Below are 15991 nucleotides of genomic sequence, written 5' to 3'. Positions count from 1 at the left end.
ACCCCAGACAATGCCCAGCGCCGCCCCCATGCCGGCCCCCGCCAGCACGCCAAGCAGGCCGGGGGAAACCAGCGGATTACGAAACACCGCCTGATACGCAGCCCCCGCCACCGACAGCGCCGCCCCAACACATATCGCCCCCCCGATCCGGGGCAGGCGCGCGCCAAACAGGACAGTATGCACCATATCGCCCTGCACCGGGGCATACCCCGCCGTCAGCAGGGCATGCAGGACCTGCCCCGGCTGCAACGGGAACCGCCCGATACACGCCGACAGCAGCGCCAGCACCAGCAGACCCACCACACACAGGCATCCGACCACGCGCGCGCGCAGGTTCACGGCGTTCTGTCCGCCGTGGGTTCGGGCGGCTGCCCCGCAAGGATGCGGGCCGCGTCCTGCGCGCTCAGGGCATAATGGAAATAGATATCGTAGAATTCACGTGTCAGGGTCAGCGGATCCACGTCGGCAAACCGGTCGGGGTGCAGGATCTTCGCAGCCCAGCTGATCTGCAGCGGCAGTTCGCTGCCATAGCGGTCCCACGGAAAAACGCCCGACGGGTTGTTATGCACCCTGCCCTCCCGCACCGCGCGCAGGCGCTGCCACACACCGCCATTGACCGCCGGGTCCAGCGTGCCGCAATCAGGGCCAAGGATGATGACATCCGGGTCCCATGCTGCAACCTGCTCGACCGAAACCGGCTTCATGTTGCCGCTTACGCCCCGTGCGGCGTTGCGGCCACCGGCAAGGGTGATCCATTCATCGACAATGCTGTCCGTCCCATCCACCTTCAGCGGGTGCAGCGACTGGATATGCAGCACGCGCGGGCGCTGGGCATCGGACAGACCGGACAGCCGGTCCCGCGCGTCATTGACGGTCTGCAGCATCATGGTGCGGTAACGGGTGGCGGTCATATGCGCCTGTTCCGTGCCCAGGGCTGTCGCCGTCATGTCCATGACCCGCAGCAGTCCATCCACATCATGGAAGGCGGAGACAAGGGTTGGCACCCCGACCCCACGGAACGCCGCGATGGCCGCCGAGGCATCGGGCATGAAGACAAGGTCCACCCGGTCCTGCAGCAGGGTTTCGGCATTGACCTGCGGGCCGTTGACCACCTGTGCCTGATGCAGTGTGGGAAAAACCTTGTACATCCATGGCCGTGCCTGCGGGCGGTCGACGGTCATGACAATCTGCCGTGCACCGCCCAGCATCAGCACCAGTTCGTTATGGGCAAACCACAGGTCGGCAATCCGCGCGGGGTGATCGGGCACGGACTGGGCAACGCCCGCCATGTCCGTCACCTCACGCGCCATGGCAGGCGGCAGGATAGGGGCACCTGCCGCAATCATGCACGCCAGTATCCCGATGCTCAGCCTGTGTCTGCCAATCTTCACCGTAGCTGTCCCCTTCCGCGGTCCAACGTATTATATCGAAACAGATATATACATGAACCACCGGGACGCAATCAGCCCCGAAGGAAGGTTTTCTGACGGATTACCCTGAAAGACGACTGAAAATAATGGAAGTTTTTGGGAAGCTTTTTTCAAAAAGCTTCAAGGAATGCCACCTTTGGGGAAAAAGCCGGCACCCAAGAACTTCTTTTATTTCCGGTCAACCAATTGTTCTGAAATCCCCCTAACCGGCATAGGTGCTGATATCGGGGCATGAGCAGACAAGGTTGCGGTCGCCATACGCATTGTCCAGCCGGTTGACCGGGGACCAGTATTTGCTGGCCGCCACCACGGCACCCGGCAGGCAGGCCTGCGCACGGTCATAGACATGGGCCCATTCCGGGTCGGTCACGTCGCGCACGGTATGCGGGGCGTGGCGCAGGGGGCTGTCGTCGATGGTCAGTCCGCCATTTTCAACCGCCGTGATTTCGGCGCGGATGGCGATCATCGCATCACAGAAACGGTCCAGTTCGGCCCGGCTTTCGGATTCGGTAGGTTCGATCATGAACGTGCCCGCAACCGGAAAACTGACGGTCGGCGCATGGAATCCATGGTCGATCAGACGTTTGGCGATGTCATCCACCGTAACGCCGACCTTGTCCTTCAGCGGGCGCAGGTCGATGATGCATTCATGCGCGACCCGCCCGTTCGCACCACGGTACAGCACAGGGTAATGCGCTGAAAGCCGGGTGGCGATGTAGTTGGAGTTCAGGATCGCGATCTCGGTCGCGCGTTTCAGTCCCGCATCGCCCATCATGACCATGTACATCCACGAAATGGGCAGCACATCGGCGGAACCGAAGGGGGCGGCGGAAATGGCAATGCCCTGCCCCGTCTGCGGCGCACCAGGCAGGTAGGGGGCAAGATGCGCACCCACCCCGATCGGCCCCATGCCGGGACCACCGCCGCCATGCGGAATGCAGAAGGTCTTGTGCAGGTTGAAATGGCTGACATCGCCGCCATACACGCCGGGCTGCGCAAGACCCACCTGCGCGTTCAGGTTCGCGCCATCGACATAGACCTGCCCGCCTGCCGCGTGCACCAGTGCACAGATCTCGCGCACATTGTCCTCAAACACGCCATGGGTGGAGGGATAGGTAATCATGATCGCGGCAAGCTGGTCGGCATGTTTCACGATCCTGGCCTTCAGGTCGTCCATATCGACATTGCCCTGCGGATCGCACGCCACCACCACAATGCGCATGCCCGCCATCTGGGCCGATGCCGGATTGGTGCCATGCGCCGATGCCGGGATCAGGCATACGTCACGCCCCACATCGCCACGCGCGCGGTGATACCCACGGATGGCCATAAGCCCGGCGAATTCCCCCTGCGCGCCGGAATTGGGCTGGAGCGATACGGCAGCATAACCGCTGATCTGGCACAGCATCCGTTCAAGGTCGGCAAACAGCCGGGCATAGCCGCGCATCTGGTCCGCCGGGGCGAAAGGGTGAATGTTGCAGAATTCAGGCCATGTGATCGGCAGCATTTCCGCCGTGGCGTTCAGCTTCATGGTGCATGACCCCAGCGGAATCATGGACCGGTCCAGCGCCAGGTCGCGATCGGCAAGGCGGCGCAGGTAGCGCAGCATGTCGGTTTCCGACCGGCAGGCGGAGAAAATGGGCTGGGTCAGCATTTTACCCGTGCGGGCAAGGCCCGTGGGAATGGTGCTGCCGATATCGGCAAGGCTGGCCTCGACCTGCGCCACTTTCGCGCTGTCGCCACTGACACTGGCCCAGACCGCGCGCACCGTGTCCGGCGTGGTCGTCTCATCCAGACTGATCCCCACATGTGTCACGTCAACCCGGCGCAGGTTCATGCCCGCACCCAGCGCGCGCGCCATCACGCCGTGCGTATCCGTGCCGGTTTCAATCGTGACCGTGTCAAAGAACGCCGTTGTCACCACCTTCGCCCCTAGCGCGCGCAGGCCGGCGGCCATGATGGTGGCCAGCCTGTGGATGCGGGTGGCGATGGCCTTCAGCCCCTCTGGCCCATGATACAGCGCATACATGGACGACACGATGGCGGGCAGCGCCTGCGCGGTGCAGATGTTCGATGTCGCCTTTTCACGGCGGATATGCTGTTCGCGCGTCTGCAGCGCCAGCCGGTAGGCCGGATTGCCACGCGAATCGATGGATACGCCCACGATCCGCCCCGGAATGTTGCGGCGGAATGCATCGCGCGTCGCCATATAGGCCGCATGCGGCCCCCCCGCCCCCATGGGCATGCCGTAACGCTGCATGGACCCGATGGCGATGTCCGCCCCCAGCGCGCCGGGGCTGTCCAGCAGCATCAGCGCCATGGGGTCTGCTGCCACACTCGCAATCGCGCCCGTCGCGTGCAGGCTTTCGATCCACGCGCGCGGGTCACGGATTTCACCCGATGACCCCGGATACTGGAACAACGCGCCAAAAACCGCCTGCGGGTCCAGATCGGTGGCGGGATCACCCACCACCACCTGCCAGCCCATCGGTTCGGCACGGGTGCGCACGACCGCGATGGTCTGCGGATGGCAGTCGGCATCGATAAAGAACGCATTCGCCTTGGTTTTGGCAACGCGCCGGGCCATGGCCATGGCTTCGGCTGCCGCCGTCCCCTCATCCAGCAGCGAGGCATTGGCCACGTCCAGCCCGGTCAGTTCGATCACCAGGGTCTGGAAGTTCAGCAATGCTTCCAGCCGTCCCTGGCTGATTTCGGGCTGGTACGGGGTATAGGCCGTGTACCAGGCCGGGTTTTCCAGCACGTTGCGCTGGATCACACCAGGCAGGATCGTGTCGTAATACCCCTGCCCGATCAGCGATGTCAGAACCCGGTTTTCCGCCGCGATCGCGCGCAGGCGGGCCAGTGCGACATGTTCGGGCACACCCGCGCCAAGACCCATGGCGCCCGACAGACGGATATTGCCCGGCACGGTCTGCGCCATGAGCGTATCGAGGCTGTCCGCCCCCACCACACGCAGCATGTCGGCCACATCACTGGCGTCCGGCCCGACATGCCGGGTGCAGAACGCACCGGCATCATCGCCCAGACCATGCCACAGGGAAGAAGAACCACACGGGGAAGACGTCACGGCCAGCATACTCCGTAAAGATAGGGGGAACGGTCGGGAAGATCAGCCAACCAGCGCGGTATAGGTGGCCCTGTCCATCAGGCCTTCAAGCTGGGATGCATCCGCAATGGTCATGCGCACGATCCAGCCCTCGCCTTCGGGGTCGCGGTTGACCAGGGCCGCGTCATCGGTCAGCGCATCGTTGAACGCCAGCACGTCACCCGTCACAGGTGCGTAAATGTCCGATGCTGCCTTGACCGATTCCACCACGGCCACGCTGTCGCCCTGTTCCACCGTCGTGCCGGGGTCGCGGGCTTCGGCAAAGACCAGTTCGCCCAGTTCGTTCGCCGCATGGGCGGTAATGCCGACAACCGCAACGTCACCCTCAACGCGCAGCCATTCATGTTCCTTGGTGTAATAAACGGTCATGTCCATGCTCCATTGATCTGAAATATGTTTGAAAAACAGGGGGGAAACCTAGCGTTTGAACGTCGCCGCCACGAAAGGCTGCGCGGTTACCACCACCGGCAGCAACCGGCCCCGCACGCTGGCGAACAGTGCCGTGCCGATGGCCGCGTGGTCAGCCGCCACGTAGCCCATGGCGACGGGGCCACCCACGCTGGGACCAAACGCGCCCGACGTCACGCGGCCCGCGGGCTGCGTGCCCGCTTCATCGACAAACAGTTCGGCCCCGCCACGCACCGGTGCCCGCCCCTGTGCGCGCAGGCCCACGCGGCGGCGCGTCGTGCCATCGGCCAGCTGGTCGGCCACGATTGCAGCCCCCGGATAGCCACCGGCCCGCGCACCGCCGGGCCTGCGGCTTTTCTGGATGGACCATTCAAGGGCGGCCTCAACCGGGGTCGTGGTCAGGTCAATGTCGGAACCATACAGGCACAGCCCCGCTTCCAGCCGCAGGCTATCCCGTGCGCCAAGGCCCACGGGTGCCACATCGGGATGGGCCAGCAGGGCGCGGGCCACGGCAAGGGCGCCGTCATTCGCCATGCCGATTTCAAATCCGTCCTCACCCGTATAGCCGGAACGCGAGACGATGCAGGGCACGCCCGCCAGCGCCATTTCCGCCACATCCATGAAGCGCATCCCGGCGGCTTTTGGGTTGAGGGCCACAAGGGCAGCCTCGGCCGCCGGTCCCTGCACCGCGATCAGGGCGCGATCGGCCAGCATGTCCACATCACAGGTCGCCCCCAGCGCGGCACGCACATGCGCGAAATCGGCATCCTTGCACGCGGCATTGACCACCAGCAGCAGCCAGTCCCCCATGTTGGTGACCATCAGGTCGTCGCTTATGCCGCCATCGGCCGTGGTGAACACGGCATAACGCTGGCGACCGGGTTTCAGGCCGACGATATCGGCTGGCACCAGTGCCTCCAGCGCATGGGCGGCGTCCGCGACCTGACCGGATTTCGGGCGGATGCGCACCTGCCCCATGTGCGAGACATCAAACAGCCCCGCCTTTGCCCGGGTATGCAGGTGTTCGGCCATGACCCCGGCAGGATACTGCACCGGCATGTCGTAGCCCGCGAACGGTACCATGCGGGCGCCAAGTTCAAGATGAAGGTCATAAAGCGGGGTATGCAGCAGCGACTGGGTCATGCGGGCTGGGCCTTGTGCAGGTCCGCATGCGCGCAGGCAGTCCCGCATGCACGGCATGCGGGTGACATGGCACGATACGCGCCAGCGGAACGGGAAACAGGAAGCAGGGAGTGGGGGAAAACACGGGCGGACAACGGCGTGGACATGCGGCACTCCTGTCGAATCCGGATGGATTCAAAAGTGCCCCTTCTGTCGCATGTGCCTGAGATCGCTATCCCGTCGGCGGGTGCCCGGATCGGGGCACCTCTTTCCAGAATTCTCGGCCGACCGGTCCTTTGGCCTGAGAGTTTCCGGGGCGGTTGCTCCTTCGGCGCTGGCGCGGGGCCAGTCTCTCCCGTGTCGACAAAGCTGACTTGACATGACCGGATGCGCCAAGTCAATCCATGAAAACCATCCCGTCTTCCGGACACCGTGACACCACGGCATTCAGGCACTACGTTCTGGTGTCGTAATATAAAAAAGGATACATCGCCATGACCACAAGCCCGTTGACCATCGTGGCCGAATTCCGCGTTCCTGCCGAAAACCGTGACCATTTCCTCGAACTGTGCGCCTATGACAGCGCGCATTCCGTGGCGGATGAAAACGGCTGCCAGCGCTTTGAAGCCGTAAGCCCGATGGATGACCCGCAGACCGTCATCCTGGTGGAAGTCTATGATGACGAAGATGCGTTCGAGACCCATCTCGCCACCCCCCATTTCAAGGTCTTTGAAGTAGGCGTGAAGGAACTGGGCGTGGAACTGGTCAGCCTGCGCAAGACCGCGCGCATTGCGCCCAGGTCCTGACGGCCTGCTGACGGCGCAATAAAAAAGGCCGGGGGGACTTCCCTCCGGCCTTTTTTCATTTCATCCGCACCACAGGGTCAGCGCGGCAGGTTCCGCGCGATATAGGGCGGCAGGGTGAAGGATGCGACGTGCATTTCCGGCGTCCAGTACCGGGTGTCCGCAATACCCGCCTTCTGCGCGCGCGCGCGGATCACATCGACCGGCTGTTGGCCCGGCACGCTGCCCTTGGCTGCGACACCGAGCGTCATGAACCCGCCGACATAGGTGGGAACCGCCGCGACATAGGCCGATACATGATCGAAGAACTGTGCCCGCCGCGCGCTGGTGTCACGCAGTTCATCCGCCTGCATGAACGGCACGCCGCACTGGTTCACGATAATACCGTTGGCTGTCAGGATGCGGGCGCAGTGTTTGTAGAACGAATCGGTAAACAGCACTTCGCCCACACCGATCGGGTCGGTGCTGTCCACGATGATGACATCAAACGACCCATCCGCCGCATTGGTCACGTATTCGATTCCGTCGCCCACGATCACCTCGGCACGCGGGTCGTTCCATGCATTCCCGGCGATGGAGGGCAGGAATTCCTTGGACAGCGCGATCACATCACCATCGATTTCGACCATCACGGCCTTTTCCACGGTGCCGTGTTCCAGCACGCGGCGCAGCACGCCGCCATCGCCTGCGCCGATGATCAGCACGCGCTTCGCATCGCCATGTTCCAGCAGGGGCACGTGGGTCAGCATTTCCTGATAGACGAATTCGTCACGTTCCGTGATCTGGACCACGCCATCCAGCATCAGCACACGACCGAGATCGACGTTCTCGAACACGGCGATATCCTGAAACGCGCTTTTTTTGCGCGCCAGCATCCGGTCCACACGCAGTTCCTGCCGCCAGCCTTCGTACAGGCCCTCGCTGATCCACTCACGGGACATTGCGATCCCCCTTTCCGTCCTAATCAATGCACATGAAAAAGCACGGGCCGGAAATCAATCCGGCCCGGCACTTCTGTTTTGTCGTGAAAGTCACATCGGAACAGGGGGTAAACCCCGTCCCGACCACAGCCGGTTAAAGCTGCACGCGCCCGCGGCGCTGTTCATCCACTTCGATCCGGCCGGCCTGGAACAGACGCTGCATGACCGGGATCGCAAGATGCGGATCGCATGCCCCACACATGAAAATATCCACGGCAGCGAAATTCCGCTCGGGCCATGTGTGGATCGAGATATGGCTTTCCGCCAGCACGACCACGCCCGACACGCCACCATTGGGCGTGAAGTGATGGAAATGACTGTGCAAAATCGTAGCCCCGGCCGTCACGGCGGCTTCGCACAGGGTACGGTCGATCTGCTCGGGATCATCAAGATTCCGGGCATCCCAAAGATCGACAAGAAGGTGCGTTCCCGCAAACTTCATTCCGTCTTTCTCGACGAAATAATCCTTCCGGTCGTCCTCGGACGAAAACGGCGCTGAAGAAATCTGGTTATCGCTCGGGTGTTCCGAGACCATCCCCAGTTGAGCAAGTGCGTTCATCACGTACCCCCAAACCAGTAGACAGCCTGTTGGGCAAGATTGCCCCCTTGGGCCAAGAGAGGCGCTGATAGGGCCTGCGGGCCTTGTGGCGCAAGTGTTTTTCGCACCCCCGCCAAAGTTTTTTCAAGCCCAGTCATCAGCGCCCACGAAAATAGACGTCTATTTTACAGATTTACGACCGGTTTTTACCGGTTTCCCCTTCTTTTTGACGGGATCGGACGCTTTGGCCGCTGTGGCTTTTTTGCCGCGTGCCCCTGTCTTGCCCACCGGCTTCCCGTCCGGTTCGGGAACCGGCACCAGCGGCCTGTGTTCCAGCAGCGGACGCAGGAATCGCCCCGTATGGCTGTCGGGGCTGGCCGCTACCTGTTCGGGCGTGCCGCAGGCCACGATCCGTCCGCCGCCATCCCCCCCTTCCGGCCCCATGTCGATCACCCAGTCCGCGGTCTTGATGACCTCCAGATTGTGTTCGATCACCACGACCGTGTTGCCCTGGTCCACCAGCGCGTGCAGCACCTCCAGCAGCTTGCGCACGTCTTCGGTATGCAGGCCGGTGGTGGGTTCATCGAGGATGTACAGCGTCCGGCCCGTGGCCCGGCGCGCCAGTTCCTTGGACAGCTTGACGCGCTGTGCCTCGCCCCCTGACAGCGTGGTCGCCTGCTGGCCCAGGGCGACGTAGCCCAGGCCCACCTTCTGCAATATGGCCAGCCGGTCACGGATACGCGGCACGGCGGAGAAATAGGGCAGCGCCTCATCCACCGACATGGCCAGCACATCGGCAATCGACTTGCCCCGGAACTTTACGTCCAGCGTTTCGCGGTTGTAGCGCGCCCCCTTGCAGGTATCGCAGGTGACAAACACGTCGGGCAGGAAGTGCATCTCGATCTTCAGCACCCCATCGCCCTGACAGGCCTCGCACCGCCCGCCCTTGACGTTGAAGGAGAAGCGCCCGGGCTTGTATCCCCGCACCTTGCTTTCCGGCAGTTCGGCAAACCAGTCACGGATGGGACCGAACAGGTCGGTATAGGTCGCCGGGTTGGAACGTGGCGTGCGACCGATGGGCGACTGGTCGATGTCGATGATCTTGTCCAGCTGGTCCAGCCCGTCGATGGCCGTATAGGGCGCCGGATTCTGCCCCGATCCCATCAACCTGCGCGACAGGGCCTTGTACAGCGTGTCGATCACCAGCGTGGACTTGCCACCGCCCGAAACCCCGGTCACACAGGTAAAGGTGCCCAGCGGGAACTTCGCCGTCACATCCTTCAGGTTGTTACCCGTGGCCCCGTGCAGCACCAGTTCGCGCTTCGGGTCGATTTTCCGGCGTTTTGCGGGCACGGGAATGCATTTGCGCCCTGACAGGTAATCCCCCGTCAGACTGTTGGGGTTTTCGGCCACTTCCTGCGGCGTGCCGGCGGCCACGACCGTGCCGCCATTCACGCCCGCGCCCGGCCCCATGTCGATCAGCCAGTCGGCGGCGCGGATCGCGTCCTCGTCATGCTCGACCACGATCAGGGTGTTACCCAGTTTCTTGAGCCGGTCGAGCGTGCCTAGCAGGCGTTCATTGTCACGCTGATGCAGCCCGATGGAGGGTTCATCAAGCACATACAGCACGCCCGTCAGCCCCGACCCGATCTGGCTGGCCAGCCGGATGCGCTGGCTTTCGCCCCCCGACAGGGTGGCCGATCCACGTGACAGGGTCAGGTAATCCAGCCCCACATCATCAAGGAAACGCAGGCGGTCGAGAATTTCACGCAATATGCGGTGCGCGATCTCGGCCCGCTGCGGCGTCAGCGTCGCTTCCACCGTGCCGAACCAGTCCAGCGCCTTGCGGATGGGCATATCGGATGCCTGCGCGATGTTCAGCCCAGCGACCCTGACCGACAGGGCTTCGGGCCGCAGCCGTGCGCCATCGCAGACATGGCATGGCTTTTCGGACTGGTAGCGCGACAGTTCCTCACGCACCCATACGCTGTCGGTTTCCGCCATGCGGCGGCGCAGGTTCCTGACCACGCCCTCGAACGGTTTGGTCAGGCTGTAGGCGCGGCGGTCATCGCGATACGTGAACTCGATCGGGTCTTTCCCGCCTTCAAGGATCACGTCGCGCACGCCTTCGGGCAGGTCTTCCCATGGCGTATCCATCGACACGCCATAATGCTTTGCGATGGAGGCCAGCGTCTGGGTGTAATACGGGCTTTGGCTGTTGCGCCACGGCGCGATCGCCCCTGCACCCAGCGAAAGCGATTCGTCGGGCACGATCAGGCGCGGATCGAAAAAGGTTTCCTGCCCGATGCCATCACAGGCCGGGCACGCCCCCTGCGGCGCGTTGAAGGAAAACAGGCGGGGTTCGACCTCTTCCAATGTAAAGCCGCTGACCGGGCAGGCGAAACGTGATGAGAACACCGTACGCGGGGCTTCCTCGCCCTCCGGTGTGTTCTTCACCACTTCTTCCGCATAGACCAGACCGTCGGACAGGCCGAGTGCTGTCTCAAAACTGTCGGCAAGGCGGCTTTCGATGCCTTCCTTGACCACGATGCGGTCCACCACGGCTTCAACCGTGTGGCGCAGGCGGCGGTTGAGTTCGGGTACCTCGTCAATGGTGTACAGCGTACCGTCCACCTTCACGCGGGTGAAACCCTTGCGCTGCAGTTCGGCCAGTTCCTTCTTGCATTCGCCCTTGCGGTCGCGCAGCACCGGGGCCAGCAGCATCAACCGCGTGCCTTCTGGCATGGCCATGACGCGATCGACCATCTGGCTGATCGTCTGTGCCTCGATCGGCAGGCCAGTGGCGGGGGAATACGGCACGCCCGCGCGCGCCCACAAAAGGCGCATATAGTCATGCACTTCGGTTACGGTACCGACTGTGGAGCGGGGATTCTTTGACGTCGTCTTCTGTTCGATGGAGATCGCGGGTGACAGCCCCTCGATCGAATCGACGTCCGGTTTGCCCATAAGCTCCAGGAACTGCCGTGCGTAGGCCGAAAGGCTTTCCACGTACCGCCGCTGCCCTTCGGCATAGATGGTGTCGAATGCAAGCGACGACTTGCCCGACCCGGACAGCCCGGTCATAACCGTCAGTGCGTCACGGGGTATGTCGATATCGACATTTTTCAGGTTATGTGCCCGTGCCCCGCGTACACGGATGGATTGCGGGCTGACATGCTGTGCCGCCGGAACCTGTTCCGGACGCGAAGAAACGCTCATGAACTCTCCCTGTTCCGTTCCCGTGCGGGAAAGCGGATACCGGCCGCCATTTCGGGCCACCCCATATCTGGTCCTGACGGTCCATTACGACAAGGGCGGCGACGCACAGACCGCAACAATGCCGCTTATCCGCCCCTTCTGGCGGCCTGTGCCCGGATTGACGGCGGCGGCGTCCTCACACTCGCAATTTATGGGACGATACAGTAAGATCGTCGCATCCATTCGCCACCCCCGCCATCTGGCGGCCCATGGTGGCATGTCGGCAGCGGTTCATCCCCTGCCGGTCCCATACTCGAACTGCAGCAGGACAGCATATGGCGGGCAGCGTCAACAAGGTCATTCTGGTCGGCAACCTGGGCAAGGACCCCGAAGTCCGCAACAGCCAGAGCGGGGCGAAGATCGTCTCGCTGACATTGGCCACAAGCGATACATGGAATGACCGCGCATCGGGTGAGCGGCGCGAGCGGACGGAATGGCACCGTGTCGTCATCTTCAACGAACGCATTGGCGACGTGGCCGAGCGTTTCCTGCGCAAGGGCCGCAAGGTCTATCTTGAAGGCTCGCTCCAGACCCGCAAATGGACCGACCAGAGCGGCCAGGACCGCTACACCACCGAAGTGGTGGTGGACCGCTTCCGTGGCGACCTTGTGCTGCTGGACAGCAACCGTGGCGGTGACGCCGGTGGCGGCGATGACATGGGCGGTGGCTATGGCGGCGGTGGTGGTGGCGGCTACAGCGCGCCCGCGCGCCAGCAGCCCCAGCGTAACGAACGTCCTGCCACGGGCGGCGGTGGCGGCTGGGACGCGCCTGCCGGCGGCAGCGACCTGGACGACGAAATCCCGTTCTAGACCCGCCTTACCCCCCTCGCGTGGCGCTTCGCGCCGGGGGACAAGACATGCTATACATATGCAGGGACATGATGGCCGCGCCCCGGCCATAGCCTTGCCTTCCGTTCCACCCGCGTGCCTGCACGGCCACGGGGGTGGATAACCCTGACATGACGGAACTGCCTTGACCGAGATACCCGACGATCCCCTGCCCCCGTCCGACATGCTGCCGGTCACGATCGAGGAGGAAATGCGCTCCTCCTACCTCGCTTACGCGATGTCCGTCATTGTCAGCCGCGCCCTGCCGGACGTGCGCGACGGGCTGAAGCCGGTGCATCGCCGCATCCTGTATTCCATGCGCGAAAGCGGGTTCACCCACGACAAGCCCTATCGCAAATCGGCCCGCGCGGTCGGTGACGTGATGGGTAAATACCATCCGCATGGCGACTCCTCGATCTATGACGCCATGGTGCGCATGGCACAGTCATGGTCGATGCGGGTGAAGCTGATCGACGGGCAGGGCAATTTCGGGTCGGTCGACGGGGATTCGCCCGCCGCCATGCGTTATACCGAAGCACGCCTGGCCAAGGCCGCGTCCTTCCTGCTGGATGACATCGACCGCGATACCGTCGATTTCCAGCCCAACTATGACGAAAGCGAGCAGGAACCGACAATCCTGCCCGCCGCCTTCCCCAACCTGCTGGTCAATGGCGCGTCCGGCATTGCGGTGGGCATGGCGACCAACATCCCGCCGCACAACCCCACAGAAATCATTGACGCGACCCTTGCACTGATCGCGCGTCCCGACATGACGCTGGATGACCTGCTGGAATACGTGCCGGGACCGGACTTCCCCACCGGGGGCACCATCCTGGGGCGCGCCGGCATCCGCAGCGCGTTCGAAACGGGTCGCGGGTCGGTCATCATCCGTGCGAAGGCCGAGATCGAGGAAATCCGCAAGGACCGCCGCGCGATCATCGTGACCGAGATCCCGTATCAGGTGAACAAGGCCACGCTGCAGGAACGCATTGCCGACCTGGTGCGCACCAAGCAGGTCGAGGGCATTTCCGACATCCGTGACGAAAGCGACCGTTCGGGCATGCGCATCGTCATCGAGATCAAGCGCGAGGCGACGCCGGAGGTGGTGCTGAACCAGCTCTACCGCTTCACGCAGCTCCAGACCTCGTTCGGCGTAAACATGCTGGCCCTTGATGGCGGGCAGCCGCGCCTGATGGGCCTGAAGGACGTGCTGGAAGCGTTCATCCGCTTCCGCGAGGACGTGATCCTGCGCCGCGCGCGCTTTGACCTGAACAAGGCGCGTGATCGTGGCCACCTGCTGGTGGGCCTTGTCATCGCGGTGGCCAATATCGACGCGGTGATCGCGCTGATCCGCGCTGCCCCCGACACCGCATCCGCCCGTGCGGCGCTGATGGCGCGCGCATGGGATGCGGCTGATGTGGCGCCGCTGCTGGAACTGATCCATGACGAGGGCAATGTCATCATTGATGGCAAGGTCCACCTGACGGAAGCACAGGCCCGCGGCATCCTTGAACTGCGCCTGCAGCGCCTGACCGGGCTGGAACGTGACAAGATCCAGCAGGAACTGTCCGAAGTGGCGGTCAAGATCAACGACCTGCTGGACATCATCGCCAGCCGCCCGCGCCGCATGGAGGTCATGCGCAACGAACTGACCACCATCCGCGCCGAACTGGCCACGCCGCGCGCGACCGACATTGCCGATTATGCCGGTGACCAGACTGATGAAAGCCTGATCGAGCCGGGCCAGATGGTTGTCACCATCACGCGCGAAGGCTTCATCAAGCGCACCCCGCTGGATGTATTCCGCGCGCAGAACCGGGGTGGGCGTGGCCGCACGGCGGCGGGACGGCGGGGCGATGACATCATTGTCCGTTCGTTCAACGCGCATACGCACCAGTGGGTGCTGTTCTTCTCCTCCGGCGGCAAGGCCTATCGGGAAAAGGTCTGGCGCCTGCCTGAAGCCAGCCCGACCGCAAAGGGCCGCGCGCTGGTCAACCTGCTGCCCGACCTTGGCAGCGACACGATCACCGCTGTCCTGCCCCTGCCGCAGGATGAGGAACTGTGGGAAAACCTGCACCTTGTCTTCGCCACCGCATCGGGTAGCGTGCGGCGCAACCGGCTGAGCGATTTCCGCAACATCCGCTCGTCGGGCCTGATCGCCATGAAGCTGGACGAGGACGACCGCCTGATCGGCGTCGCCACCTGCCGCGAAGGGCAGGACGTGTTCCTGGGCACCCGCAATGCGCGCTGCATCCGTTTCCAGATCACCGATGATACGCTGCGCGTGTTCGCCGGGCGCGGCAGTTCGGGCGTGCGCGGCATAAGATTGGCCGAGGGCGACAGCGTGAACAGCCTGTGCGTGCTCAACCATGTCGAGGCCACGGTGGAGGAACGCGCCGCCTACCTGCGCATGGCCAATGCCCGCCGCCGCGCGGAAGCTGCCCTTGAAGGCGAGGATACGGATGAGGTCACACACGCCGATGACGGTGAGACCCCGGCCGATGACCTGCCCCTGACGCCCGAACGCTTTGCCGAACTGGAAGCGGCGGAGGAAGTGCTGCTGATCGTCAGCAATGCGGGTTATGGCCGCCGGTCCTCGGCCTATGATTACCGTGTCAGCGGCCGTGGTGGGCAGGGCATCAACAACATGACCTTCTCCGCCAACAAGCGTGGCAATGCCGTGGTGGCGACGCTGCCGGTGCTGGCGGGCACGGATATCATGCTGGTGACCGATGCCGGCCGCCTGATCCGCCTGCCCATCAACCAGGTGCGCATCATGTCGCGTCAGGCCAGTGGCGTAACGCTGTTCCGCCTGAATGACACCGAAGAAGTCACCAGCGTTTTCCCGGTCATGGATGACGGGGAGGAAGGCGAGGACGGCGAAGGGGGCGTGACCGAACCCTCCACCGATGACGCCCCCACCCGCGATGCAGGGCAGGATGACTGAGGCTACGACCATCCGGACGGGGTTCTACCCCGGCACGTTCGATCCCGTGACCAGCGGGCACATGGATATCATCGAACGTGCGGCCGGGCTGGTTGACCGGCTGGTGATCGGGGTTGCGGAAAACCGCGACAAGCATCCCCTCCTCCCGCTGGAGGAACGGCTTTTGTGCCTGCGCACCGATATCGGACCGCTGAATGCCGGGCGCACCATTCCCATTACCGTGGTCGGTTTTACCGGGTTGGTGGTGCATGCTGCGCGTACGCATGGGGCGCATGCAATCATTCGCGGGCTGCGGGCGGTTGCGGATTTCGAGTATGAGAACCAGATGTTTGGTATGAACCAGCATATGGCACCGGACATTGACGCGCTGTTCCTGATGGCGCGGGAGGGGCACCAGTACATCTCCTCCCGGCTGGTCAAGGAAATCGCCCGGCTGGATGGGGACATTTCCGGTTTTGTCCCGCCCTTTACCCGCAGGCACATTCTCAGCCGCCTGCGTGGCTGATGGACCGGGGCCATATGTCTGGTCCCGTGCCTCCAACCCTTCATTT

At 63.4% G+C, this 15991-nt stretch carries 12 protein-coding genes and 1 riboswitch; of the genes, 4 read left to right on the top strand and 8 right to left on the bottom strand.

The window, feature by feature from the left end; translation table 11 throughout:
- The 5 genes from F1542_RS13855 to gcvT form a co-directional block, all read right to left on the bottom strand.
- A partial coding sequence (locus F1542_RS13855) for an iron chelate uptake ABC transporter family permease subunit (protein ID WP_193733543.1) occupies nt 1-339 on the bottom strand: 339 nt, incomplete at its 3' end.
- Entirely contained in the window at nt 336-1346 is a 1011-nt protein-coding gene (locus tag F1542_RS13850; protein WP_227672745.1) for an ABC transporter substrate-binding protein, read from the bottom strand. The genes F1542_RS13855 and F1542_RS13850, both read right to left, overlap by 4 nt.
- Nucleotides 1347-1632: 286 nt before the next feature.
- The gene (gene gcvP, locus F1542_RS13845; protein WP_193733541.1) at nt 1633-4527 is read right to left on the bottom strand and encodes an aminomethyl-transferring glycine dehydrogenase; all 2895 of its coding nucleotides are present in this window, start codon (nt 4525-4527) and stop codon (nt 1633-1635) included.
- Between the two features lie 33 nt (nt 4528-4560).
- Complete coding sequence (gcvH, locus tag F1542_RS13840) at nt 4561-4926, bottom strand: glycine cleavage system protein GcvH (RefSeq protein ID WP_193733540.1); 366 nt, start codon at nt 4924-4926, stop codon at nt 4561-4563.
- 48 nt (nt 4927-4974) lie between these two features.
- Nucleotides 4975-6108 (bottom strand): glycine cleavage system aminomethyltransferase GcvT, encoded by a 1134-nt coding sequence (gene gcvT / locus F1542_RS13835; RefSeq protein ID WP_193733539.1) that lies wholly within the window; start codon nt 6106-6108, stop codon nt 4975-4977.
- Nucleotides 6109-6367: 259 nt separating this feature from the next.
- Nucleotides 6368-6455: riboswitch (glycine riboswitch) on the bottom strand.
- Nucleotides 6456-6581: 126 nt separating this feature from the next.
- Between gcvT and F1542_RS13830 the strand changes: the two genes are divergently transcribed.
- Nucleotides 6582-6893, top strand: a complete 312-nt coding sequence (locus tag F1542_RS13830; RefSeq protein WP_193733538.1) for an antibiotic biosynthesis monooxygenase family protein — start codon at nt 6582-6584, stop codon at nt 6891-6893.
- 77 nt (nt 6894-6970) lie between these two features.
- Here F1542_RS13830 and speE read toward each other — a convergent pair whose 3' ends face one another.
- The 3 genes from speE to uvrA all read right to left on the bottom strand — a co-directional run bounded on the left by speE (nt 6971) and on the right by uvrA (nt 11627).
- Nucleotides 6971-7831: a polyamine aminopropyltransferase gene (gene speE / locus F1542_RS13825; protein ID WP_193733537.1), complete on the bottom strand. Its 861-nt coding sequence runs from the start codon at nt 7829-7831 to the stop codon at nt 6971-6973.
- A 133-nt stretch (nt 7832-7964) separates the two neighbouring features.
- Nucleotides 7965-8429, bottom strand: a complete 465-nt coding sequence (gene speD, locus F1542_RS13820) for an adenosylmethionine decarboxylase (RefSeq protein WP_025437442.1) — start codon at nt 8427-8429, stop codon at nt 7965-7967.
- Nucleotides 8430-8588: 159 nt separating this feature from the next.
- Complete coding sequence (gene uvrA / locus F1542_RS13815; RefSeq protein ID WP_193733536.1) at nt 8589-11627, bottom strand: excinuclease ABC subunit UvrA; 3039 nt, start codon at nt 11625-11627, stop codon at nt 8589-8591.
- A 314-nt stretch (nt 11628-11941) separates the two neighbouring features.
- On the opposite strand from uvrA, the gene ssb reads away from it, so the two are divergent.
- The 3 genes from ssb to coaD all read left to right on the top strand — a co-directional run bounded on the left by ssb (nt 11942) and on the right by coaD (nt 15945).
- Nucleotides 11942-12475 carry a single-stranded DNA-binding protein gene (gene ssb / locus F1542_RS13810; RefSeq protein WP_110556482.1) on the top strand — a complete coding sequence of 178 codons (534 nt, stop codon included), beginning with the start codon at nt 11942-11944 and terminating at the stop codon, nt 12473-12475.
- Between the two features lie 163 nt (nt 12476-12638).
- A complete protein-coding gene (gene gyrA, locus F1542_RS13805; RefSeq protein WP_193733535.1) occupies nt 12639-15440 on the top strand; it encodes a DNA gyrase subunit A in 2802 nt (933 codons plus the stop codon).
- Nucleotides 15433-15945, top strand: a complete 513-nt coding sequence (gene coaD / locus F1542_RS13800; protein WP_193733534.1) for a pantetheine-phosphate adenylyltransferase — start codon at nt 15433-15435, stop codon at nt 15943-15945. Before gyrA ends, coaD begins: the two co-directional genes overlap by 8 nt.
- Nucleotides 15946-15991: the final 46 nt, after the last annotated feature.

The organism is Komagataeibacter sp. FXV3 (genome assembly GCF_015155755.1).
GTDB lineage: Bacteria > Pseudomonadota > Alphaproteobacteria > Acetobacterales > Acetobacteraceae > Komagataeibacter.
This window is presented reverse-complemented; position numbering and strand designations above follow the sequence as displayed.

Bases quoted from the DNA above. Each gene is read 5' to 3' on its own strand.
- F1542_RS13850 (WP_227672745.1), bottom strand. From the start codon at position 1,346: ATGATTGCGGCAGGTGCCCCTATCCTGCCGCCTGCCATGGCGCGTGAG.
- gcvP (WP_193733541.1), bottom strand. From the start codon at position 4,527: ATGCTGGCCGTGACGTCTTCCCCGTGTGGTTCTTCTTCCCTGTGGCAT.
- gcvH (WP_193733540.1), bottom strand. From the start codon at position 4,926: ATGACCGTTTATTACACCAAGGAACATGAATGGCTGCGCGTTGAGGGT.
- gcvT (WP_193733539.1), bottom strand. From the start codon at position 6,108: ATGACCCAGTCGCTGCTGCATACCCCGCTTTATGACCTTCATCTTGAA.
- F1542_RS13830 (WP_193733538.1), top strand. From the start codon at position 6,582: ATGACCACAAGCCCGTTGACCATCGTGGCCGAATTCCGCGTTCCTGCC.
- speE (WP_193733537.1), bottom strand. From the start codon at position 7,831: ATGTCCCGTGAGTGGATCAGCGAGGGCCTGTACGAAGGCTGGCGGCAG.
- speD (WP_025437442.1), bottom strand. From the start codon at position 8,429: ATGAACGCACTTGCTCAACTGGGGATGGTCTCGGAACACCCGAGCGAT.
- uvrA (WP_193733536.1), bottom strand. From the start codon at position 11,627: ATGAGCGTTTCTTCGCGTCCGGAACAGGTTCCGGCGGCACAGCATGTC.
- ssb (WP_110556482.1), top strand. From the start codon at position 11,942: ATGGCGGGCAGCGTCAACAAGGTCATTCTGGTCGGCAACCTGGGCAAG.
- coaD (WP_193733534.1), top strand. From the start codon at position 15,433: ATGACTGAGGCTACGACCATCCGGACGGGGTTCTACCCCGGCACGTTC.